Source organism: Pseudomonas sp. H2_D02, assembly GCF_054677635.1.
This window is the reverse complement of record NZ_CP162816.1, coordinates 6010631-6033272: the sequence shown is the minus strand read 5'-3', so window position 1 is coordinate 6033272 and position 22642 is coordinate 6010631. Positions and strand designations below refer to the sequence as shown.

Here is a 22642-nt window from a genome sequence, read left to right as displayed (position 1 = left end):
TGGTGTGACGGGCTCTTTTTACCTGATAATCCGCCTTTCGATTGACGTCATGACTTTGACGTCGCGAACCGAAGAATGCCGTTTCAGGAGGCCAGGATGCACAACGACGGGAATGTAGTGCCTTTGCACAAGGTGCCTACCGACCAGGCGAATCGTTCGCCGCTCGCCCGCCTGCCTGTGATTCTCCTTCAGGTTCGCGACAAGGCGGCGCAGCAGTTGCGCGTTGGTTTGCAAGGCCTGTTCGATAACGCCGATGACACGCTGTTCGAAATGGCCGATCGGGCGCGCAACGATGTCGAGCAGAACCTCTATTTCGAAGCCATGCGTGACCTGCGCCTCAAACGCAAAAGCATCGAACGGGAATTCCTCGAGCAGTTTTTCGAGGCGTTTGTCAGCCTGGCCCAGTATGACCTTACCCAGGCGACCCTGGCGCCGGTGCTGGGTGCCATGGCGCCCCAGCCGAACCATGACGAGCTGGAGCGCCGCCTGGCGGTGGAAACCATGGTGGCCCGGGTGCTCAGCCGCGATGGCGTGTCGCTCGATCAACTCACGGCGCGGCTCAGTGTATTGCTGGACCGGCCGTTGGCGAACCAGCAGAACCCGTTGAGCCCGGCATTGCTGTGCGAGCATTTTCTCCAGGCCGGACGCAATCTCGGCGTGGGCATCAAGGTCAAGCTGATCCTGCTCAAGCTCTTCGAGCGTTATGTACTCAGCGAATGCGACCAGTTCTACGCCGAAGCCAATCAGTTGCTGGCCGCCACGGGTATCCTGTCGGACCTGAAGGCTGCTCCATCACGCCGGGCTTCGGATCGCGCCGAAGAAGCCCCTCGGCCCAGGGGCGACGGCGCCGTCCGGCCACGGGCGGAGGACGTCGATGACAGCGTGCACGAAGTGTTTGCCGCATTGCAGAAGCTGTTGGTCCAGGTGCGAGGCAGCGTCGCGCCGACCCTGGAACCGAGCGCGCCGGCCCAGCCGATCTCGACACGCGACCTGCTTCGCTTGCTGTCTCATTTGCAGCAATACGTGCCGGCGCCAGCGGTCCAGGACGATTTCGACCTGCGTAGCCAGCTCGAGCAGTTGTTGACCCGTGTCAGCGTCAAGAGCGGCAGGTCCCGTGTCGTCGATGGTGCCGATGAAGATGTGATCAACCTCATCGCGATGATGTTCGAATTCATTCTCGACGACCATAACCTGCCGGACGTCCTCAAGGCCCTGATCGGACGCCTGCAGATTCCCATGCTCAAGGTCGCCGTGCAGGACAAAAGCTTTTTCAGTCGCGGCAATCACCCGGCCCGCCGGCTGCTCAATGAAATCGCCGCCGCGGCGATGGGCTGGGGCGACTGTGACGATCACCAGCGCGACAGCCTCTACCAGCGCATCGAGCAGGTGGTGCAACGCTTGCTGAACGACTATGTCGACGATCCGGCAATATTTTCCGAAGTGCTGGCCGATTTCCTGGCATTTACCAGCGATGAGCGCCGTCGCAGCGAGTTGCTTGAACAACGCATCAGGGACGCCGAAGAAGGACGGGCCAAGGCTGAACTGGCTCGCCAGCGGGTCGAAGGGGCGCTGAACCAGATCATGCTGGGCAAGCTCCTGCCCCAGGCCGTGGTGGATTTCGTGCAACAGGCCTGGAGCCAGGTGTTGTTGCTGACGGGGTTCAAGCATGGCGAGCAGTCTGCCGAATGGCAGGCCGACGTATTGACCCTCGAACAACTGGTCTGGAGCGTCCAGCACCACGAAGAGCCTGATGCGGGCCTGCGCTTGTTGGCGATGGTGCCGGAATTGCTCAAGGCCTTGCGCGAAGGGCTGAGTCGTTCGGCGTTCGATCCGTTCGCCACCAGCGAGTTTTTCAGCGAGCTGGAAGTGCTCCATGTCCAGGCCCTACAAAGGTTGGGCCAGGTGACGGAGCAGGACGAACCCACCGATTTGCCGGTCATGGTCGAAGTGGCGGAGCCCATCGTCCTGCGTACGGCGCCGAAGACGCCAACGGAAGAGCCGACCGTGCGCCTGCCAGCCGATGACGTGGGCCTGCTGCAAGTCGACCAATTGCGCCTGGGAAGTTGGGTGGAGTTCCAGGAAGACGAAGACAACAGCCTTCGCTGCAAGCTGGCGGCAATCATCCAGGCTACCGGCAAATACGTCTTCGTCAATCGCACCGGCCTCAAGGTTCTGGAGCACAGCCGCACCAGCCTGGCCCTGGAGTTCCGCCGGGGAGCGGCGCGGTTGCTGGACGATACCTTGCTGTTCGACCGGGCGCTCGAGTCCGTGCTGGGTAACCTGCGTCAACTCAATCGCGGCAAGTGATCGCGCAGCCCCGCCCGATCGCGGCATACTGACGGGATTCTCCGTCGTCATCGAAGGAACCTGTATGCAGCTGGACTCCGCGAGCGGTTGGTGCGATGGCGCGCGTCATTGCCCTTCGCCCAATTTCAATGCGCGCCCCGAGGGCGAAATTTCCCTGCTGGTCATCCACAACATCAGCTTGCCGCTGCGCGCAGTTCGCTACCGGCAAAGTGCAGGAATTTTTCCAGAATCGCCTGGATGTCACGGAACATCCCTACTTTGCCGGTATTGCCGACCTGCGCGTCTCTGCGCATTTCCTGATCGAACGTGACGGCGCCGTGACCCAATTTGTCTCTTGTGTGGATCGTGCGTGGCACGCGGGCGTTTCGTGCTTCGAGGGGCGGGAGACCTGTAATGACTTTTCCGTGGGCATCGAGCTGGAAGGTACCGATGATATTCCTTTCACCGATGCACAATATTTCTCCCTCGTGGAACTGACCCGGCAGTTGCAGGCAGCGTTTCCGGCGATCACGGTGCAGCGTATTTGCGGGCACAGCGACATCGCCCCGGGGCGCAAGACCGATCCGGGACCGGCATTCGACTGGGCGCGCTACCGCGCGGCCCTGACAGGAGGGGAAGGACAATGAGTTTTCTGGTGTTGCTGCTGGCGGTCTGGATCGAGAAGTTCTCGGCCTTGCGCCAGCGGGTCCAGCGTGACGGCGGCTGGCTGGGCGAGCTGAACAGGCTCGAGGCGAGCCCGCGCTGGGGCAATCGACCTTGGCTGGTGTTGGTGGCGATGGTCCTGCTGCCGGTGGCGGCGCTGGCGTTGCTGCTTTGGGTGCTGGATCCGGTGGCCTATGGGTTGCTGGCGCTGCCGGTGCACCTGTTGGTGGTGATCTATAGCCTGGGCCGCGGTGATCTATTGGCTGCTCTCGGGCCGTTCCGCGATGCGTGGCGGCGTGAGGACCTGCAAGCGGCGGCTCACGTGGCCAAGCGCGACTTGAATATCGACGCCGACGGCAGCGAGCAATTGCTGGAGCGGGTACAGAGACACTTGCTGTGGCAGGCCTACCAGAGCTTTTTCGCGGTGATCTTCTGGTACTTCCTGCTGGGCCCTGTGGCTGCCCTGAGTTATCGGTTGCTGGCGCTGGCCGCTGAACACAGCCAGAACCCTGGCGTGGCGGAGCGTGCAGCGCAGCTGCGTCATGCCTTCGACTGGGTGCCAGTGCGGTTGCTGGCAGCGAGCTTTGCCTTGGTGGGCAACTTCGTGGCGGTCAGCCGAGTCATGCTGCATGAGCTGCTGAACTGGAACATCAGCGCCGCCGACCTCATCGACAAAGTTGGCCTGGTGGCCGGCGAGATTCCCACGCCCGTCGCCGGGCCGGATGGTATCAACAGCCTGGATCGGCTCTGGGAATTGCTGCTGCGCGCGGCGGTGCTCTGGTATGCCGGGTTTGCGTTGTGGACGGTGTTGGCCTGATCAAACCAGTCAAGCGGTGGCGAGGCGCTGATGTGGCGAGGGAGCTTGCTCCCGCTCGGCTGCGCAGCAGTCGTCAACCAGGACAAAAGCGATCTCCCTGAAGGAAGCCCCAAGGCCTGCTTCGCAGGCCAGCGGGAGCAAGCTCCCTCGCCACAGGACCGTCTGCCCTCGTTAACCTTAAGTTACAAATCTCCCCGTCGTTTTAGGCTATACAGTGGCAGCACCCGCATAGTGGCTTTCTGCTGCTTTCGCGTGCCAGTCCCATAAAAATAAAAAACTACCGGGAGGCTTCCTTGTGAAGAGTTTGCTCTGGCCCGCCGTCGCCCTGATGAACCGCCTGAGCTTCGGCATGAAGTTCAGCCTGATCAGTGTCCTGTTCCTGCTGCCGATGCTGGTGACCAACTTCTTTCTGGTGCGCGATGCCTACCGGGAATTCCAAGGCACGCAAGTGGAGCTGCAAAGCCTTGACCTGCTGGGCAGTAGCCTGACGCTGCGCCGGGACCTGGAGACGTTGAACAATCTGGTGCAGATCAATGCCAGCCTCGGCCAGTCCGGCAAGGCCGGCGACGTGGAGGCGAAGATAACGGCGCTTGAGCAAAAGGTTCTCGCGCGGTTGCAAGGCATGACGGCCATGGCCATGGAGCCCGAGCAGGTCAATGCCTTCGATGCCAAGCGCGACGAGATGATCGCCGCCTTCAAGGCCCAACAGGCCGAAAACTCCCTGCAAAGCAAAAGCGCCTTGATTGGCAGCCTGCTCAACAAGGCGCAGATATTCGGCCAGATCATCGCCAGCCAGGCGGGCCTGAGCCGTGATAACCAGGGCGACATCCGTCAGCTCAGCGACCTCGTCATTGCCGTGACACCCAACGTCACCCAGACCCTGGGCGACGGTCGCGCGCTGGGCGCTTCGTCGCTGGGGCTGGGCTTTCTCAATTCCGCGTCGAGTACTCGGTTCGACGAGTTGCTGGTGCAGATCGAGAAGCTCCAGGGCGAATATGATCTGAAACTGCAGGATGCCCTGGGCTCGAGCAAGGCGGCCGGGCAAGTACTTGCCGATCAGGCCGCAGGCAGTAAGAGCACCCTCAAGCAGGCCGCCGAGCTGATTGAAAACCAGGTCGTCATGGCAGATACCCTTGACGCGCCATGGCCTGCATTCTTCGAACAAGTCAGCGGGCTGATGGAGCAGACCTATCGGCTGAACGAGCAAACGCTGGCTTTTCTCGATGTGCAACTGCAGCACCGCCTGGAGCAGAACCGCAGCCACATGGTGCTGCAAGCCGTGGCGCTGGCTGCGGTGTTCCTGCTGATCTTTTACCTGTACGCCGGTTTCTACGCTTCGACGCGCACTACGCTCAAACATTTGGGCGCGATGATGGACAAGGTCGCGGCGGGTGACATGACGGTCAATTTCGTCGCCCGCAGCAAGGATGAGTTGGGCGAGTTGGGCGAGGTATTCAACGGCACGGTGGCGAAGATCCATGACTTGATCGAGCAAGTCGGCCGCACCGTCGCCGAGGTCGAGCGCCAGGCGGGGCAGGTGGAAACGGTATCGGCCCAGAGCAACCTGGCCGTCGCCGGCCAGCGAAGCCAGATCGAGCTGGTCGCCACGGCGATGAATCAGATGTCCGCCACGGCCCAGGAAGTCGCCCGCAGCGCCGCGGCGGCGGTCAGCAGCGCCCACAGCGTGAACGACGAAACCCTTAGCGGGCGGGGATTGGTGGAGTCCCAGCAGGGCAGCATTGCGCGGCTGGCCAGTGAAATCGACCAGTCAGTGCAGGTGATCAATCAATTGGCGACTGACAGCCAGTCCATCAGCCGCGTCCTGGATGTGATCAAGAGCATCGCCGAGCAGACCAACCTGTTGGCCCTCAACGCCGCTATCGAAGCCGCCCGGGCTGGCGAGCAGGGGCGCGGGTTCGCCGTGGTGGCCGATGAGGTGCGGACCCTGGCCAAGCGGACGCAGCAGTCGACCGAAGAAATCGAAGCGATGATCAGCCGCCTGCACGGCGGCGTGGGTGCCGCCGTCAAGGCGATGGGCACCAGTCATGAAATGGCCAGCGGCACGGTGGGTCAATCGGAGAAAGTCCAGCAGGCGCTGGAAAACATTCTTGGCGCGGTCGGCATGATCGTCGACCAGAACCAGCAGATCGCCGCGGCGGTGGAACAGCAGACTGCCGTGGCCCACGACATCGACCAGAACATCGTGGAGATCAACCGCGCCGGCGAACGCACCGCCGAAGGCGCGCACCAGACCGAGGACGCCAGCCGCGAATTGTCCGCCCAGGTGGTGCAGCTCAAGCAACTGATCAATGCGTTTCGGGTGTGATTTCCGCTGATTCACTGCAGGTCCAATGTGGGAGCGAGCTTGCTCGCGATGGCGTCAGATCAGCCGACATCGATGTTGACTGATACACCGCCATCGCGAGCAAGCTCGCTCCCACAGGTTTTTACCAGTTGAACAATTGGCGGGCGTTGGCGGTACTGGCCTCGGCCAGTCGCCCAGGCGTCACCGCCATGATCCCCGCCAGCGCCTCGCAAATCGCCGGCAAATGCGCCGGGCTGTTACGTTGGCCAGGGAACATCGCCGGGGCCATGTCCGGTGAGTCGGTCTCCAGCACCACCGCATCCAGCGGCAGTTTCGGCAGTACCCGATGCATGCGCAGGGCCTGCGGCCATGTGGCCGCGCCGCCGAGGCCGAGCTTGAAGCCGAGCTTGATGTACTCGCGAGCCTCTTCGAAGCTGCCGGCAAAGGCGTGGATGATGCCGGCCCGCGCCGGGCAGATGCGTTTGAGTGTCGCGATCACGGCGGCGTGGCTGCGGCGCACATGGATCAGCGCTGGCAACTCGAACTCCACGGCCAGTTCCAGCTGCGCTTCGAACAGCGCTTGCTGGCGGTCGCGATCGAGGGACTCGACGTAATAGTCCAGGCCGATTTCACCCACAGCGCATAGCTGCCGATGCCCCGCCAGGCGGGTCAGCCATTCACGCAACTGCGCAAGATCGTCGTCGTGATGCTGATCGAGATACACCGGATGCAAGCCCAGCGCGGCATGCAGGTGCGGGTCGCTTTGCACCAGATCCCAGACGCGTTGCCAGTTGTCCCGGTACACCCCGAGTACCACCATTTCCCGGACGCCCAGGGCGCTGCTTTCGGCCAGCAGCGCCGGCCGGTCCACGTCGAAATCGGGAAAGTCCAGGTGGGTGTGGGTGTCGATCAGTTCCATGCGGGGTTCCGAAACTTCAGCCTTGGTGAATGCGCTGTTTGAATGTGCGCGCAATCGCCTGGACACCGGGTTGGTAGTCGTCATTTTCGATGGCCGCCAGCGCCAGCTCCAAGGCTTTTTCGGCGATCAGTTGATGCTGCTGGGACATGGCATTGACCGGCAGTGGCAGGAAATCCAATAGTTGTGTGTCACCAAATGTACCCAGGCGCAGCGGCCGTGCCTTGAGTGGAAAATCATGCAGGGCATCGAACACACCTTGCAGCAGCACGTAGGAGGTGGTGATCAACGCATCGGGTAAATGGCCCAGGCGGGCGAGCATTTCGTCCATCATCTGGCGACCGCATTCACGGCTGAACGACTCGCCATGTTCGATCAGGACCTGGCCTTCGAAACCTTCCAGCGCTTCGCGGAAACCGGCGGTCCGCTCCTGGCTTATGCTCAGTTCGGGGCGGGCGCTGATCAGCGCGATCTGCCGTGGGTTCGTCTCCAGCAGGCTGCGGGTCAGTTGCAGGCTGGCCTGGCGGTCATCGCTGATCACCGAGCAGAAATGCGTGGGCTCCATCACCCGGTCGATGGCGATGATCGGAATACCCTTGGCCTGCAATTGACGGTAGCTGTCGTCCTCGGCGGGCAGGCAACTGGCGACGATCAGCGCATCGCAGCGCCGGGCGCGGAACAGTTGCAACAGTTGCCGCTCGCTGTCGGGCGCATCGTCGGAGCTGGCGATCAGCAGTTGGTAGCCTCGGGCGCGCGCCCCTTGTTCGAGCAATTTGGCGATACGCGCATAGCTGGGGTTTTCCAGGTCCGGCAAGATGAAACCCAAAGTGCGGGTATGCCGGCTGCGCAATCCGGCAGCCTGGGGGTTGGGCGTAAAGCCATGCTCTTCGACCACCGCCCGCACCCGTTCGACGGTCGCGTTGCTGATGCGTTGCTGTTCGGCCTTGCCGTTGATGACGTAGCTGGCGGTGGTCACGGACACACCGGCGAGCTGGGCGATATCACTGAGTTTCAACCCGGTTTTCCTTGTTTTTTCGAGTTTGCCCCGACAATGAAGGGTCATCCTACCCGATTCGGATCGATGGTCACCCTCCAGACGCTTTCGACAAGTTGCACTTCAAGGATGAGAGATTATCGAGTAACGTGCCAATCTTTCTAGATTAAACGTTTCAGCAGGCGTATTTTCAAGGCTCTCAGGTTTTTGGTCGGTGCTGCCGCGATACCGCCGGAAGCCGTTTTGCAACGCTAAGCTGATTCATTCAAAACAATACCTGGCGCCAACCGGACGCCAAAAAGGAGAAAGCATGCTCGAGCTCACTCTAGAGCAGATATCCATGGCCCAAGTGGCTGTGGATAAAGACGCCGCGCTGCAACTGCTCGCTGACAAACTGGTGGCCGATGGGCTGGTAGCCGAGGGCTACCTTGCCGGGTTGCAGGCCCGCGAGGCCCAGGGCTCGACCTTTCTTGGCCAAGGTATTGCCATCCCCCACGGTACTCCGCAGACCCGCGACCTGGTGTATTCCACCGGCGTGCGCTTGCTGCAGTTTCCTGAAGGCGTGGACTGGGGCGATGGCCAGATCGTTTACCTGGCGATCGGCATCGCGGCCAAGTCCGACGAACACTTGCGCCTGCTGCAACTGCTGACCCGCGCCCTCGGCGAGACCGACCTGGGCCAGGCCCTGCGTCGCGCCGGTTCCGCCGAAGCGCTGCTGAAATTGCTGCAGGGCGCGCCGCAGGAGCTGGCGCTGGATGCGCAGATGATCGGCCTCGGTGTGTCGGCCGACGATTTCGAAGAATTGGTCTGGCGCGGCGCCCGTCTGTTGCGCCAGGCCGATTGCGTGAGCAACGGCTTTGCCGGCGTGTTGCAGCAGGTCGACGCGTTGCCCCTCGGCGACGGGCTCTGGTGGCTGCACAGCGAGCAGACCGTCAAGCGTCCGGGCCTGGCCTTCGTCACGCCGGACAAACCCATTCGTTACCTCGGCCAACCCTTGAGCGGATTGTTCTGCCTGGCCAGCCTCGGCGAGGCTCACCAAGCCTTGCTGGAAAGACTTTGCGCGTTGCTGATCGAAGGTCGCGGCCATGAATTGGGCCGTGCCACCAGCAGCCGCAAGGTCCTGGAAGTGCTGGGCGGCGAGTTGCCTGCCGACTGGCCCAGCGCGCGCATCGGCCTGGCGAATGCCCACGGGTTGCATGCCCGTCCGGCGAAGATTCTCGCCCAGTTGGCGAAAAGCTTCGAAGGCGAGATCCGCGTGCGTATCGTCGATGGCCAGGACAGCGCCGTGTCGGTGAAGAGCCTGAGCAAGCTGCTGAGCCTGGGCGCCCGTCGTGGTCAGGTCCTGGAATTCATTGCCGAACCCGGCATTGCCGCCGACGCGTTGCCGGCGTTGCTGGCCGCTGTCGAAGAAGGTCTCGGCGAAGAAGTCGAACCGCTGCCGCCACCGAGCGCGCCACGGGAAACCACCATTGCCGAAGTTGCCACCGTGCTGCTCGCGCCGGAATCCGGCAGCCTGATCCAGGCCGTCGCCGCCGCGCCGGGCATCGCCATCGGTCCGGCGCATATCCAAGTGCTGCAAGACATCGAGTATCCACTGCGTGGCGAGTCCCCGGCGATCGAGCGCGAGCGCCTGCAAAAAGCCTTGAGCCAGGTGCGTCAGGACATCGAGGGCCTGATCGAGCGTGCCAAGGCCAAGGCCATCCGCGAGATTTTCATCACCCACCAGGAAATGCTCGACGACCCGGAACTGACCGACGAAGTCGACACCCGCCTGAAGCTGGGCGAGAGCGCACAAGCGGCGTGGATGGGCGTGATCGAGGCCGCCGCGAAAGAACAGGAAGCCTTGCAAGATGCCTTGCTCGCCGAGCGTGCCGCCGATCTGCGGGACGTCGGCCGCCGGGTGCTGGCGCAGTTGTGCGGCATCGAAACCCCGGCTGAACCCGAACAACCCTACATTCTGGTGATGGACGAAGTCGGCCCGTCCGACGTCGCCCGCCTCGATCCGGCGCGGGTGGCGGGGATTCTCACCGCACGCGGCGGCGCCACCGCCCACAGTGCCATCGTCGCCCGCGCCTTGGGCATCCCGGCCTTGGTGGGTGCAGGCGCTGCGGTGTTGCTGTTGGCGCCGGGCACGTCATTGCTGCTGGACGGCCAACGCGGTCGCCTGCATGTCGACCCGGACGCCGCCACGTTGCAGCGCGCCAAAGAGGAACGCGACACCCGCGAGCAGCGCCTCAAGGTCGCCGCCGAGCAACGGCACCAACCGGCGCTGACCCGTGACGGTCACGCCGTTGAAGTATTCGCCAACATCGGCGAAAGCGTCGGCGTCACCGGCGCGGTGGAGCAGGGCGCCGAAGGCATCGGCCTGTTGCGCACCGAGCTGATCTTCATGGCCCACACCGAGGCCCCGGACGAAGCGACCCAGGAAGCCGAATATCGCAAGGTGCTCGATGGCCTGGCCGGTCGGCCGCTGGTGGTGCGTACCCTTGACGTCGGCGGCGACAAGCCGCTGCCCTATTGGCCAATCGCCAAGGAAGAAAACCCGTTCCTCGGCGTGCGCGGCATCCGCCTGACCTTGCAGCGTCCGCATATCATGGAAGCGCAACTGCGGGCCTTGTTGCGCTCGGCAGACAACCGTCCGCTGCGGATCATGTTTCCCATGGTCGGCAGCGTCGACGAGTGGCGCCAGGCCCGGGACATGACCGAACGACTGCGCCGGGAAATCCCCGTGGCGGACCTGCAACTGGGGATCATGATCGAAGTGCCGTCCGCCGCGCTGCTGGCGCCGGTGCTCGCCAAGGAAGTCGATTTCTTCAGCGTCGGCACCAACGACCTGACCCAATACACCCTGGCGATCGACCGTGGTCACCCGACCCTGTCGGCCCAGGCCGATGGCTTGCACCCAGCGGTGCTGCAACTGATCGACATCACCGTGCGCGCCGCCCATGCCCATGGCAAATGGGTCGGCGTGTGCGGCGAGCTGGCGGCCGATCCGCTGGCCGTGCCGGTGCTGGTGGGCCTGGGCGTGGACGAGTTGAGTGTCTCGGCCCGCAGCATTGCCGAGGTCAAGGCGCGGGTCCGCGAATTGAGCCTGGCGCACGTACGAACCCTGGCTCAAGAGGCCTTGGCCGTGGGCAGCGCCGATGATGTGCGCGCATTAGTGGAGGCGCTGTAATGGCGAAGATTCTTACCCTGACCCTCAACCCGGCGCTCGACCTCACGGTGGAGTTGGCGCGCCTGGAACCGGGCCAGGTCAACCGCAGCGACGGCATGCACGCCCATGCCGCCGGCAAGGGCGTGAACGTGGCGCAGGTGTTGGCGGATCTCGGCCATACGCTGACCGTCAGCGGTTTTCTCGGCGAAGACAACGCCCAGGTGTTCGAGACATTGTTCGCCCAGCGTGGCTTTGTCGACGCGTTTATCCGCGTTCCCGGTGAAACCCGCAGCAACATCAAGCTGGCCGAACAGGACGGGCGCATTACTGACCTCAACGGCCCTGGCCCGATGGTCGATGAAGCCGCACAACAAGCGTTGCTGGCGCGCCTCGAACAAATCGCCCCTGGCCATGACGCCGTGGTCGTCGCCGGCAGCTTGCCCCGGGGCGTCAGTCCGCAATGGCTGCAGGCGCTGATCACACGGTTGAAAAAGCTTGGCCTGAACGTTGCCCTCGACACCAGCGGCGAAGCCTTGCGCGTTGCGCTGGCGGCGGGGCCATGGCTGATCAAGCCCAATACCGAGGAACTGGCCGATGCGCTGGGGTGCGATGTGGTCACGGAATTGGCCCAAGCCCAGGCGGCGCAGCGCCTGCATGCCCAAGGCGTCGAACACGTGGTGATTTCCCACGGCGCCGACGGTGTGAATTGGTTCAGCGTCGGTTCGGCGCTGCATGCCTCGCCGCCCAAGGTGACTGTCGCCAGTACCGTGGGCGCGGGTGATTCGCTGCTGGCCGGCATGCTGCACGGATTGCTCGGTGCCCACGCGCCGGAGCAAACCCTGCGCACCGCGACGGCCATCGCCGCCATGGCGGTCACCCAGATCGGTTTTGGTATCCACGACACCGCGTTGCTGGCGTCGCTTGAACAGGGCGTGCGCGTGCGCCCCCTGACAGAACAATAAGAGGGTTCGCAAGAATGAAACTAGCCATTGTGACGGCCTGCCCGAACGGCATGGTCACCAGTGTGTTGTGTGCCCGCCTGCTGGACGCGGCAGCGCAGCGCCAGGGTTGGAGCACCAGTGTCGAAGTCCATGACGCGGCCCATCCTGAACGCCAATTGTCAGCCGCGACTCTGGAGTCGGCCGAGTGGGTGTTGCTGGTCACCAGCGGCCCGGTGGACCTGTCGCGGTTCGTCGGCAAGCGGGTGTTCCGCAGCACCCCGGCCCTGGCCCTACAGGACGTTGACGCCGTACTGCGTCGCGGTGCCGAAGAGGCCGAGGTGCTGGGCGAGGCCGACGTGCTCGCCGAAGAGCCTGCGCCATCGACCGAACGTGCTCCGCGCCTGGTTGCCATTACCGCGTGCCCGACCGGCGTCGCCCACACCTTCATGGCCGCCGAAGCCTTGCAACAGGCCGCGGCACGCCTGGGTTATGACCTGAAGATCGAAACCCAGGGCTCGGTGGGAGCCCGCAATCCGCTCAGTCCCGAGGCGATTGCCGAGGCCGATGTGGTGTTGCTGGCGACCGACATTGAAGTCGCCACCGAGCGTTTCGCCGGCAAGAAAATCTACCGCTGCGGCACCGGTATTGCGTTGAAGCAGGCCGAAGCCACGCTGAAAAAAGCCTTGGCCGAAGGCCGGCAGGAAAGTGCCGCGAGCGGCGCCTCCACGGGGCCGGCGAAGGCGGAAAAAAGCGGCGTCTACAAACACTTGCTGACGGGCGTGTCGTTCATGCTGCCGATGGTGGTGGCGGGCGGCCTGATGATTGCCTTGTCGTTCGTGTTCGGCATCACCGCCTTCAAGGAGCCCGGCACCCTGGCGGCGGCGCTGATGCAGATCGGCGGCGACACCGCGTTCAAGTTGATGGTGCCGCTGCTGGCCGGCTACATCGCCTATTCCATCGCCGACCGGCCGGGCCTGGCCCCCGGCATGATCGGCGGACTGCTCGCCAGCACCCTGGGCGCCGGGTTCATTGGCGGGATCATCGCCGGCTTCCTCGCTGGCTACGCCGCCAAGGCGATCAACCGTTACGCGCGGCTGCCCCAGAGCCTGGAGGCGCTCAAGCCGATCCTGATCATTCCGTTGCTGGCGAGTCTGTTCACTGGCCTGGTGATGATCTACATCGTCGGCAAGCCGGTGGCGGGCATGCTCGAAGGGCTGACCCACTTCCTCGATAGCATGGGCACCACCAACGCGATCCTGCTGGGTGTGCTGTTGGGGGCAATGATGTGCGTCGACCTCGGCGGGCCGATCAACAAGGCAGCCTATGCGTTCTCGGTGGGGCTGCTGGCTTCCCAGAGTTACGCGCCAATGGCCGCGACGATGGCCGCCGGGATGGTACCGCCCATTGGCTTGGGCATCGCCACCTTCCTGGCCCGGCGCAAATTCGCCCAGACCGAGCGCGAGGCCGGTAAGGCGGCGTTGGTGCTGGGGCTGTGCTTCATCTCCGAAGGCGCGATCCCATTCGCGGCCAAGGACCCGTTGCGGGTGATCCCGGCCAGCATTGCCGGCGGCGCGCTGACCGGGGCGCTGTCGATGTACTTCGGCTGCAAGCTCATGGCACCGCACGGCGGGTTGTTCGTGATGCTGATCCCCAACGCCATCAACCATGCGCTGTTGTACTTGCTGGCGATCGTGGCGGGCGCACTGTTGACGGGCGTGGCGTATGCGCTGCTCAAGCGGCCGGAAGTGGTGGAAATGGCGTTGGAGCCGGCGAAGGCCTGATTTAAGTCATACCCTACCTGTGGGAGCGGGCTTGCTCGCGAAGACGGTGTGTCAGACAACATTTTCGTTGACTGACACACCGTCTTCGCGAGCAAGCCCGCTCCCACAGTTGGTTTTGGGGCCGGCCTAAAATCCCTGTCACACCCACTTCACACGGCCATGCTTAAGTTTTCCCATTTCAAGGAGAACACCATGAGCGAATTCGACCTGGGCCGTCGCCGTGTGATGCAAGCCGTAGGCGCCGGTTTATTGCTGCCCGGGCTGGCCCCGGCGGTGATCGCCTCGGTCAAGGACCGGCCCGTGCTGACCGAAGGTGTGCAGTCGGGCGACTTGCAGGGCGATCGCGCGATGATCTGGAGTCGCAGCGACCGTCCGGCGCGGATGGTGGTGGAGTGGGACACCCGCAGCCAGTTTTCCAACCCCCGGCGCTTTGTCTCGGCGCTGGCCGACAGCCGCAGCGATTTCACCGCCCGGGTCGAGCTCACCGGCCTGCCGCCCGACCAGGCGATTTTCTACCGCGTGCATTTCGAGGACGCCCAGAGCGGTGTGGCCAGCGAGCCCTGGCTCGGGCATTTGCGCAGCGTGCCGCAGTTCAAGCGCAACATTCGTTTTGTCTGGAGCGGCGACACCGTCGGCCAGGGCTTCGGCATCAACCCGGACATCGGCGGCATGCGCATCTACGAAGCCATGCGCCTGCGCCTGCCGGATTTTTTTATCCACAGCGGCGATACGATCTACGCCGACGGGCCGGTGCCGGCGCAGCTCACCACCGAGGGCGGGCGCATCTGGCGCAACCTCACCACCGAAGCCAAGAGCAAGGTCGCCGAGACGCTGGACGAATATCGCGGTAACTACCGCTACAACCTGATGGATGAAAACGTCCGCCGTTTCAATGCCGAAGTGCCGCAGATCTGGCAGTGGGATGACCACGAAGTGGTCAACAACTGGTCGCCGGGCAAGCAACTGGACGAGCGCTACCAGACCAAGGACATCCACAGCCTGGTCGGTCGTGCACGGCAAGCCTGGTTGGAATACGCGCCCATGCGCCTGCAGAAGGCCGATGGCGGCGGACGCATCTACCGCAAGCTCGGCTACGGGCCGATGCTGGATGTTTTCGTGCTGGACATGCGCAGCTACCGCGAAGCCAATGACGCCAACCTCGGCGCGGCGAAACCGTTTCTTGGCCGTGAACAGTTGGATTGGCTCAAGCGCGAGCTGAAGCAATCCCGCGCCCAGTGGAAAGTCATCGCCGCCGACATGCCCATCGGCCTGGGTGTGCCGGATGGCGAGGTCAGCCCCGGCGTGCCGCGCTGGGAAGCGGTCGCCAACGGTGACCCGGGCCAGGCCCAGGGCCGTGAAGTGGAGATCGCCGAACTGCTCGGTTACCTGCGCAAGCATCAGGTGCGCAACTACGTCTGGCTGACCGCCGATGTCCACTATTGCGCCGCCCATCACTACCACCCCGAACAGGCCGCGTTCCAGGATTTCGAACCGTTCTGGGAATTCGTCGCCGGGCCATTGAACGCCGGCAGCTTCGGGCCCAATGCCCTGGACAAGACCTTCGGCCCCGAAGTGGTGTTCCAGAAAGCCCCGCCAGCCCAGAACACCTCGCCGTTTGCCGGCTATCAGTTCTTTGGCGAGGTGAACATCGACGGGCAGAGTGGCGAAATGAGCGTAGTGCTGCGGGACCTGGAAGGCCTGGCGGTGTTCGAGAAGAAGTTGCAGCCGGTTTGAGTCAGAGACCACTACAGAACCCATGTGGGAGCGAGCCTGCTCGCGAAAGCGGTGTGCCAGGCAACACTTGTGCAAACTGACACGCCGCCTTCGCGAGCAGGATTGATGTTGTGGCCGGGATCAGTACACATCCCGCCGATATCGCCCTTGCTCGACCAGCTTTTCCACTTCCTCTCGGCCCAGCACCAGTTTGAGCACATGATCCACCCCTGACGCCATCCCTTGCAGGCTGCCGCACACATAGATCACCGCGCCATCGGCCAGCCACTGCTTGAGCAGTGCCGCCGATTCCAGCAGGCGATCCTGAACGTAGATTTTCGCTTCCTGATCCCGGGAGAAGGCCAGGTCCAGGCGCTCCAGGTCGCCGGAGGTGACCCATTCCTGCAGCTCATGGCGACAGTGGAAGTCGTGCTCGCGGTTGCGCTCGCCAAACAGCAGCCAGTTGCGCTGCATGCCCTCGGCGACGCGGGCCTTGAGCAAGCTGCGCAGGCCGGCCAGGCCGGTGCCGTTGCCCAGCAGGATCATTGGCACGCCCTGGGGCGGCAAATGGAAGCTGCTGTTGCGGCGCACTCGCAGGCTGATAGTGCTGCCCAGCGGCGCATGCTCGGTAAGCCAGCCGGAGCCGACGCCCAGGCTGCCGTCGGCATGACGTTCCTGGCGCACGATCAACTCCAGTACGCCGTCGGCCGGGATCGACGCGATGGAATATTCGCGCGTCCCCAGCGGCGCCAGTGCTTCCACCAGTGCCTGGGCGTGCAGGCCTACCAAATGGGCGCGGCTTTCTGGCAGTTGGCGGGTCGCCAGGGCTTGATCAAGGCTCTGGGACAAACCATCGATTTGCACGCGAGCGTGGCCGGAGAGGCCGAGGCCATCAAGGAAGTGTTCGATAGCCCACGCATCATTGCGCGGCAGGATTTCCACCAGGTCGCCGGCCAGCCAACTGCTCGGGCCAGGGGCGGTGAGGCCCAGAAAATACACCCCCGAGCCGCTGCTGTCGGGGTTGAGCAGGGTGCGTTGGCCGAGCGTCCAGTTCTGGAAACTTGGCGGCTGCCAGGCGTCCGCCGGGGCGTGGCCGGTCAGTTCGGCCAATTGTTGCTGCCAGTGCCTCAAGGCATAGGGGTCGCCGCTGTCCACTTCCACCGGCGCAAACAGCGTCTTGCCGCCGTGCTCCGCCAGCCAGGCATGCAGGCGCCGGGCGAAGCCGCAGAAGTTCTCGTATTGGCGGTCGCCCAGGCCCAGTACCGAATATTGCAGCCGCTCCAGGCTCAGGGCCTGGCCCAGCACCTTGCGTTCGAAACCACGAACGCTGTCGGGGCCTTCACCGTCGCCAAACGTACTGACGACAAACAGCGCGCGGGTGGCGCTGTTCAGATCCTGCTCACTGACGCCAGCCAGTGGCTGGACCTTTACCGGCAGCCCGGCGGCCTGGAGTTGGCCGGCAGTCTGCCAGGCCAATTGCTCAGCGAATCCGCTTTGGCTGGCGAAGCCGATCAACCATGCCGGGGCATCACCAGGGCGTTCGGCCAATGCCTGGCGAGCCTGGCGGACCTGGCGCTTCTTGCGTCGGCGGTCCAGGTACAGCAGCCAGCCGGTGATGAAAAACAACGGCATGGCCAGCGCGGCAACCGTCATCAGGATCCGGCCGACCAACCCGAAATAACTGCCGACATGCAGCGCGTAGATGCTCGTCAGCAATTGGGCCTTGAGACTTTTGTCGCTGTAGCGGCTGTGACGGCTGATGGCGCCAGTGGCCGGGTCGAGGATGAGTTGGTTCAGTGCGCGGTCATGGGGCGAGTTTTTCAACAGATAGAAGACGGTCGCCGGTTGCCCGGCTACCGGCGGCATGCGCACGTTATAGGCCGACAGGTCGGGACCGGCGGCGCTGTAGATGCTGCTCCACATCGCCCGATAATCGGCAATCGGCGCCGGGCCGTTTGGCACGGGGTCGCGGTTGCGCACGCGCTCATCCTTGGGCGAATCGGAGAGCAGGCGAGTCACGCCCTTGTTGTACCAGTCGTAGGACCAGGTCAGCCCGGTCAGGGCGGCCAGGAGGTAGAACACCAGGCACCAAGTGCCCGCCACCGAGTGCAAGTCCCAGTTGAAACTGCGACCTTTCTTGGCCCAATCGAGGGTCAGCCAGGCGCGCCAGTTTTTCCATTGTCGCGGCCAACGCAGGTACAGCCCGGACAGGCAGAAAAAAATCAGGATCAGCGTGCAGGCACCGGTGATCTGCCGGCCCACGTCGTCCAGGGTCAGGACGCGGTGCAGGCGCAGCACCAGGCCAAAGAAGTCCTGGCCCACCACATCGCCCATGAACTGTGCGTTGTAGGGATTGAAATAACGCATCGGCCCGCGTTTCTCTCCGGGCGGAGCCGTGAAGATCGCCCGTGCGGCATTGCCGCTATCAGTGTCGACCCAGAGCATGTTGACGGTCTTGCCGGACGCGGCTTCGATCTGTTCCACCAGTTCAGCGGGCGGCAGGACGCCCGCCGGTTGCTTTTCAACCGTCAGCACCTGCGGGTTCAGCGCCCGCAGAATCTCGTCCTGAAACGACACCACCGCACCGGTAATGCCCATCAACGCCAGGACCAGCCCAGCGCTGACGCCGAAAAACCAATGCAACTGGAACAGGGTTTTCTTAAACACGTTGCTCGCCTTGTTCATTCAAGATTGTTCGTCACGGCGTGCATTATGCCGTGTGTTATCGAGAACCATTCATAAACACACCTAAAAGCCCCGATCATTTGCATGAGCGGGGTTTTTTTGGCCTGCAGCGTTCCTTTGTGGCGAGGGAAGAGCGCACGCGTGACGCTGGTGGTGTCAGTGCTAGCGTAGTTGCGGGAAATCGCGCCGTTCCAAGGATCGTTCGGGGCCGGATTGGACAGCGAAGTACAGTTGTTTCCGCTCGCTTTTTTAAGCGTTTACTTAATGGCGCCATTCCTGGCGAAAGCTATTCAAATGATCGGCAAGGACGGCTGATTCCCTCAGGAATGTCAGGATAACGGTCTCGAGCTCTGCGGAGGTGCCATGGTTGTTGAGGTTCAGAAAGTGGCCGATGGAGCCGGACAGCTGGCTGATTTCGTGGCTATAAGCTTCTCTTAACGGTGGAACCGATTGTGCTTCGACCAGCAGTTGGTGGCGATTCCTGAGCACACCGAGCTCTTTCTGGGTGAGCGCCGATGTCTCGCGATGCCGATCCAGCTGTATTTGTAGTTGGTGCCTGGCTTCGATCAGGTTGTCATATTTGATGCTGCCGACGACGAGGCCAAGCAGTTTGCCTGCCACGTCTACACCCTGTCGAATGAGCTTGAGTTGTGGCGGGGATAGACTCATTAAGCCAAGGGTACCGGCCGTAAGCAGCAGATGCTTGATTAGCGAAAAGCCATTGGTCGATTCGAGCAGCTTGATGCTCTCGTTCAGTTTCGTTTCTTGTACAACCAGGCGTCGTATCGTCGTTTGTTCATTGCCCGCCCGTAACTCGGTCTTGTTGATAGTGTCGTCCAGTTCTCGGGTCCGGTGCTCATTGTCGCTGAGCGTGACAGCGTTCAGGCTCGTCAGGCTTTTATCGAGTGCGACCACGTGTTTATCTGTTTCAGACAAGGCGTCGTCGATGAGTTGCTTGATTTCCTGGCTGAAACTTTCAATAGCTTCTTGCTCTTCGGGTGTGGGGTTTTCCCGAAGCTTTTCAATCACGCCGTGCAACCGCACTATTTGGTTCGCTTGTAACGCAACGGGAATCTGAGTAGCGGCGCGTTTCGCTTGGTCGTCGGTGTTGCTGAGCGCTTTGCGAAGTGCAGTGAATTCCTCAGCGAGGGCCGGAATGTATAGATTGCTCAACATACTGATCTTGTGATTGAGTTGGGCGCGGTAAGCCTGGATCTCTTTAATATCCGGTAAGGTATAACCGGTTTCGGTCTCAATGGAGTGAGTGCGGGACATTGCGTAATTCTCGAATGTGGGGGGCAGGAGCGCTGAGCTGAGAGAGAGAGTTTGCAGGGGCGTGGGTTTAAAGGCGCCGAGGAATAAAGTTTCATTGGTGGCGTTGTTGAAAGCCGTCAATAAATCATGCGCTTGTTCTTTGATGCGCGTCCAGTTATACGCCATGGTGCTGAGCCGAGCGGCAAAGGAGACCAGATACATTGCATTTGTCACGCCGTTCACCCGGCTGCAGGAAGTATCGATATAAGTCTGGATAAGTTCCCACAGGCTTTCGAGGTTCGAGGAACTGCCGGCGGCGCTTTCCACTCGAGCTTTCAACTCATGCATATCTGTTTCGAGTGAGTTTAAATGCGCCAAGAGCTTATGATTGGTTCGGAGCGTTTCCTCGATAGTTCGCCGTTCATCTATTAACTCTTGCTGGTACCGGCGGGCCCTCTGGGCTTTTTTGCCGAAGACCGTGGTGGTAACGACCAGGCCAGGCAGGCCTCCGACCAGCCCCCACCATTTTTTCTTGGAATAACTCTCGATCTCAGCCTGCCGGCCCTTTATTCGCTCGCTTAGCACCAGGAGCTGCTCGTTTTGTCTTATTGTATCCTCGCCAAAATCCTGACTATTGATCAAAGCCAGTTTCAGATCCAGGGCAGGTTTTATCGAGTGGTTAATAGCGTCTTTGAATCGGGTGATTTGAGCCTTTACAGTATGAGTGCTCTTGCTGCGTTCCTCGATCAACTCTTTAAGTTGGTCGGTCAGCCCCGGCAAGTTATAGGATCTTGGCAGCTCCTCGGGCGTCAGCTGTATTTCCGGAAGGTTTTCTATCTCCTCGGGCGACAGGTGGCCGATTTTTCTGGCACCGGAAATAAAGCTGGGTATTGTATTAAGATATTGAATAATTTCGTTGCTGATAAAGATCAGATTGTCAGCGAATACGTGGAGGTCCGAGCCGACTGTTTTCATGCCTGCTTCAATTTTCGACCAGGTTTCGGAATGGCTTTTTTATTGACGTGTACAGGACTTGCATATCGGCAGAGCGAAGACCATTGACATTGAGTTGATCGTATTTATAGATCTGCTCTATTTCTGCTGCATTCGTCGGCAACGCCAAGCCTCGCATTATGTAGCGTTTAATATTTCTGATGTCGTCGTGAGTGACCAATAGGCCTTTTTCTCGTTCGACCCCGGGAAGCGTTCCGGAAACAGCACCCATGAATTGTGTTGTTAACGTATTGAACGCCCTGGAAGCGATAGGGGTTTCGTCAAGGATTGACATATAAAATTCCTTTTTTATTGCGTCGCGGCATCATGCCGTGGGTGGGAGGTTAGTGGCGACTTCCGGTGAAGTTAAGTAAAAAAGGTTTGCGACCTGTAACGTAGTGGCGCGTCGATGGGGATTGAGCATTAACGCCGCGTTTGAAGTGTCAACTACCTGTGCGGGTGTTTGTGACAGGCATAAAAAAAGGCCCGTGGAATCGGGCCTTTTTTGTTTTTACGGTATTTACACGTAGTACGACTTCAACGGCGGAAAGCCATTGAACTCCACCGCGCTGTAGCTGGTGGTGTAGGCACCGGTCGACAACCAATACAAGCGATCACCAATGGCCAGGTTCAACGGCAAACCGTACTTGTAGTTTTCATACATGATGTCGGCGCTGTCGCAGGTCGGGCCGGCGATGACCACTTCTTCCATCTCGCCTTTCTTCTCGGTCCAGATCGGGAACTTGATGGCTTCGTCCATGGTTTCGATCAGGCCGGAGAACTTGCCCACGTCCGTGTACACCCAACGCTCGACGGCGGTGCGGGACTTGCGCGCCACCAGCACCACTTCGCTGACCAGGATCCCAGCGTTGGCGATCAACGAACGGCCCGGCTCCAGGATGATTTCCGGCAAGTCGTCGCCGAAGTCTTCCTTGAGGAAACGGATGATTTCCTCGGCATAGGTTTCCAGGCTGTTGGTGCGGGTGATGTAGTTGGCCGGGAAGCCGCCGCCCATGTTGATCAGCTTCAAGACGATGCCGTCTTCTTCTTTCAAACGCTCGAAGATTACCTTGACCTTGGCGATGGCAGCGTCCCAGACGCTGATGTCGCGCTGTTGCGAGCCGACGTGGAACGAGATGCCGTACGGCACCAGGCCCAGGTCGCGGGCCAGGATCAGCAGGTCCATGGCCATGTCGGTCTGGCAGCCAAACTTGCGCGACAACGGCCAGTCAGCGGTGGTCGAGCCTTCGGTGAGGATCCGCACATAGACCTTCGAGCCCGGCGCGGCCTTGGCGATGTTGCGCAGGTCGGCTTCGGAGTCGGTGGCATACAGGCGCACGCCCTTCTCGTAGAAGTAACGGATGTCCTTGGATTTCTTGATGGTGTTGCCGTAGCTGATCTGCTCCGGGCCGACGCCACGGCTCATGACCTTGTCCAGCTCGTAGATCGAGGCAATGTCGAAGTTCGAACCTTTTTCCTTGAGCAGGTCGATGATTTCCACCGCCGGGTTGGCCTTGACGGCGTAGTAGACCTTGGCGAATTCGAAACCGGCGCGCAGGTCGTCGTAGGCCTGGGCGATCATCGCGGTGTCGATCACCACGAACGGGGTTTCCTGCTTGTCGGCGAACGCTTTCATTTTCTGGAAAGTTTCGCGCGCGAAATAATCTTCGACCTGGATCGACATACTTGGGACTCCTACTGGCAAACATCAGGATCAATGGGTTTGAGGGCAAGCTGCCCCCGCGAACGTCCTCCGTATCCCCACTTTGGTTCGCCTACTTCCCAAGGCATGTCGCCGAAAGCAAAAAGGCCACGGGATGCATGATGCCCTTGGCCTTGCTGTCTCGTCGTCAGTACTTGAGCCGGATGGATCGTTTCCAGCATGGACGTTCGGCGCGAACTTTAGGGCGTGAGGGGCCTGAGATCAACTAAAAATGTCGCGTTTTTGCACGTCTCCGTCGTGCGGTGCGCGACAGCCCATGATGTAACCGACCGGTGTGACAGGTTGATGTTCCCTTGGATCGGTTTTCGAGTTGGCGCAATGTGCGTTGCTTTTGTGGCGAGGGGATTTATCCCCGCTGGGCTGCGCAGCAGCCCCAAAGGCTGAAATGCTCTAAACCTGACACACCGCAGTGGCGGG

12 protein-coding genes and 3 pseudogenes are annotated in these 22642 nt (G+C 61.6%); 9 read left to right on the top strand and 6 right to left on the bottom strand.

Annotated elements, in window-relative coordinates:
• Positions 1-96 precede the first annotated feature (96 nt).
• From AB4N42_RS27625 to AB4N42_RS27605, 5 genes and pseudogenes are all read left to right on the top strand, one after another.
• The gene (locus AB4N42_RS27625; protein WP_030139798.1) at positions 97-2307 is read left to right on the top strand and encodes a DUF1631 domain-containing protein; all 2211 of its coding nucleotides are present in this window, start codon (positions 97-99) and stop codon (positions 2305-2307) included.
• Between the two features lie 64 nt (positions 2308-2371).
• A pseudogene (ampD, locus tag AB4N42_RS27620) lies at positions 2372-2933 on the top strand (1,6-anhydro-N-acetylmuramyl-L-alanine amidase AmpD).
• Positions 2930-3766, top strand: coding sequence for a regulatory signaling modulator protein AmpE (gene ampE, locus AB4N42_RS27615; RefSeq protein WP_030139800.1), 837 nt, complete (start codon positions 2930-2932; stop codon positions 3764-3766). The pseudogene ampD and the gene ampE overlap by 4 nt, the downstream one beginning before the upstream one ends.
• 328 nt (positions 3767-4094) lie before the next feature.
• A pseudogene (locus AB4N42_RS27610) lies at positions 4095-5234 on the top strand (HAMP domain-containing protein); the annotation flags it as partial.
• Positions 5235-5519: 285 nt separating this feature from the next.
• Positions 5520-6092 (top strand): annotated as a pseudogene (locus tag AB4N42_RS27605) (methyl-accepting chemotaxis protein); the annotation flags it as partial.
• A 121-nt stretch (positions 6093-6213) separates the two neighbouring features.
• Here the strand turns inward: AB4N42_RS27605 and AB4N42_RS27600 are convergent.
• Entirely contained in the window at positions 6214-6990 is a 777-nt protein-coding gene (locus AB4N42_RS27600) for a TatD family hydrolase (protein WP_217861238.1), read from the bottom strand.
• Positions 6991-7006: 16 nt separating this feature from the next.
• Positions 7007-8002 (bottom strand): catabolite repressor/activator, encoded by a 996-nt coding sequence (cra, locus tag AB4N42_RS27595; RefSeq protein ID WP_030139803.1) that lies wholly within the window; start codon positions 8000-8002, stop codon positions 7007-7009.
• 289 nt (positions 8003-8291) lie between these two features.
• Between cra and ptsP the strand changes: the two genes are divergently transcribed.
• The 4 genes from ptsP to AB4N42_RS27575 all read left to right on the top strand — a co-directional run bounded on the left by ptsP (position 8292) and on the right by AB4N42_RS27575 (position 15591).
• Positions 8292-11156, top strand: a complete 2865-nt coding sequence (gene ptsP / locus AB4N42_RS27590) for a phosphoenolpyruvate--protein phosphotransferase (RefSeq protein ID WP_460115604.1) — start codon at positions 8292-8294, stop codon at positions 11154-11156.
• Positions 11156-12097 carry a 1-phosphofructokinase gene (gene pfkB / locus AB4N42_RS27585; RefSeq protein ID WP_217861240.1) on the top strand — a complete coding sequence of 314 codons (942 nt, stop codon included), beginning with the start codon at positions 11156-11158 and terminating at the stop codon, positions 12095-12097. The genes ptsP and pfkB overlap by 1 nt, the downstream gene beginning before the upstream one ends.
• Positions 12098-12111: 14 nt before the next feature.
• Positions 12112-13857, top strand: a complete 1746-nt coding sequence (locus AB4N42_RS27580) for a PTS fructose-like transporter subunit IIB (protein WP_030139806.1) — start codon at positions 12112-12114, stop codon at positions 13855-13857.
• Between the two features lie 192 nt (positions 13858-14049).
• Complete coding sequence (locus AB4N42_RS27575; RefSeq protein WP_460115603.1) at positions 14050-15591, top strand: alkaline phosphatase D family protein; 1542 nt, start codon at positions 14050-14052, stop codon at positions 15589-15591.
• A gap of 120 nt (positions 15592-15711) precedes the next feature.
• On the opposite strand, the gene AB4N42_RS27570 is transcribed toward AB4N42_RS27575, so the two are convergent.
• The 4 genes from AB4N42_RS27570 to AB4N42_RS27555 form a co-directional block, all read right to left on the bottom strand.
• Complete coding sequence (locus tag AB4N42_RS27570) at positions 15712-18237, bottom strand: PepSY domain-containing protein (RefSeq protein WP_460115602.1); 2526 nt, start codon at positions 18235-18237, stop codon at positions 15712-15714.
• Between the two features lie 279 nt (positions 18238-18516).
• Positions 18517-20484 carry an alpha-xenorhabdolysin family binary toxin subunit A gene (locus tag AB4N42_RS27565; RefSeq protein WP_460115601.1) on the bottom strand — a complete coding sequence of 656 codons (1968 nt, stop codon included), beginning with the start codon at positions 20482-20484 and terminating at the stop codon, positions 18517-18519.
• Between the two features lie 7 nt (positions 20485-20491).
• On the bottom strand, positions 20492-20797 hold the full coding sequence (locus tag AB4N42_RS27560; RefSeq protein WP_460115600.1) for a hypothetical protein: 306 nt from the start codon (positions 20795-20797) through the stop codon (positions 20492-20494).
• A 225-nt stretch (positions 20798-21022) separates the two neighbouring features.
• Positions 21023-22186, bottom strand: coding sequence for a type III PLP-dependent enzyme (locus AB4N42_RS27555; protein ID WP_030139810.1), 1164 nt, complete (start codon positions 22184-22186; stop codon positions 21023-21025).
• Positions 22187-22642 lie beyond the last annotated feature (456 nt).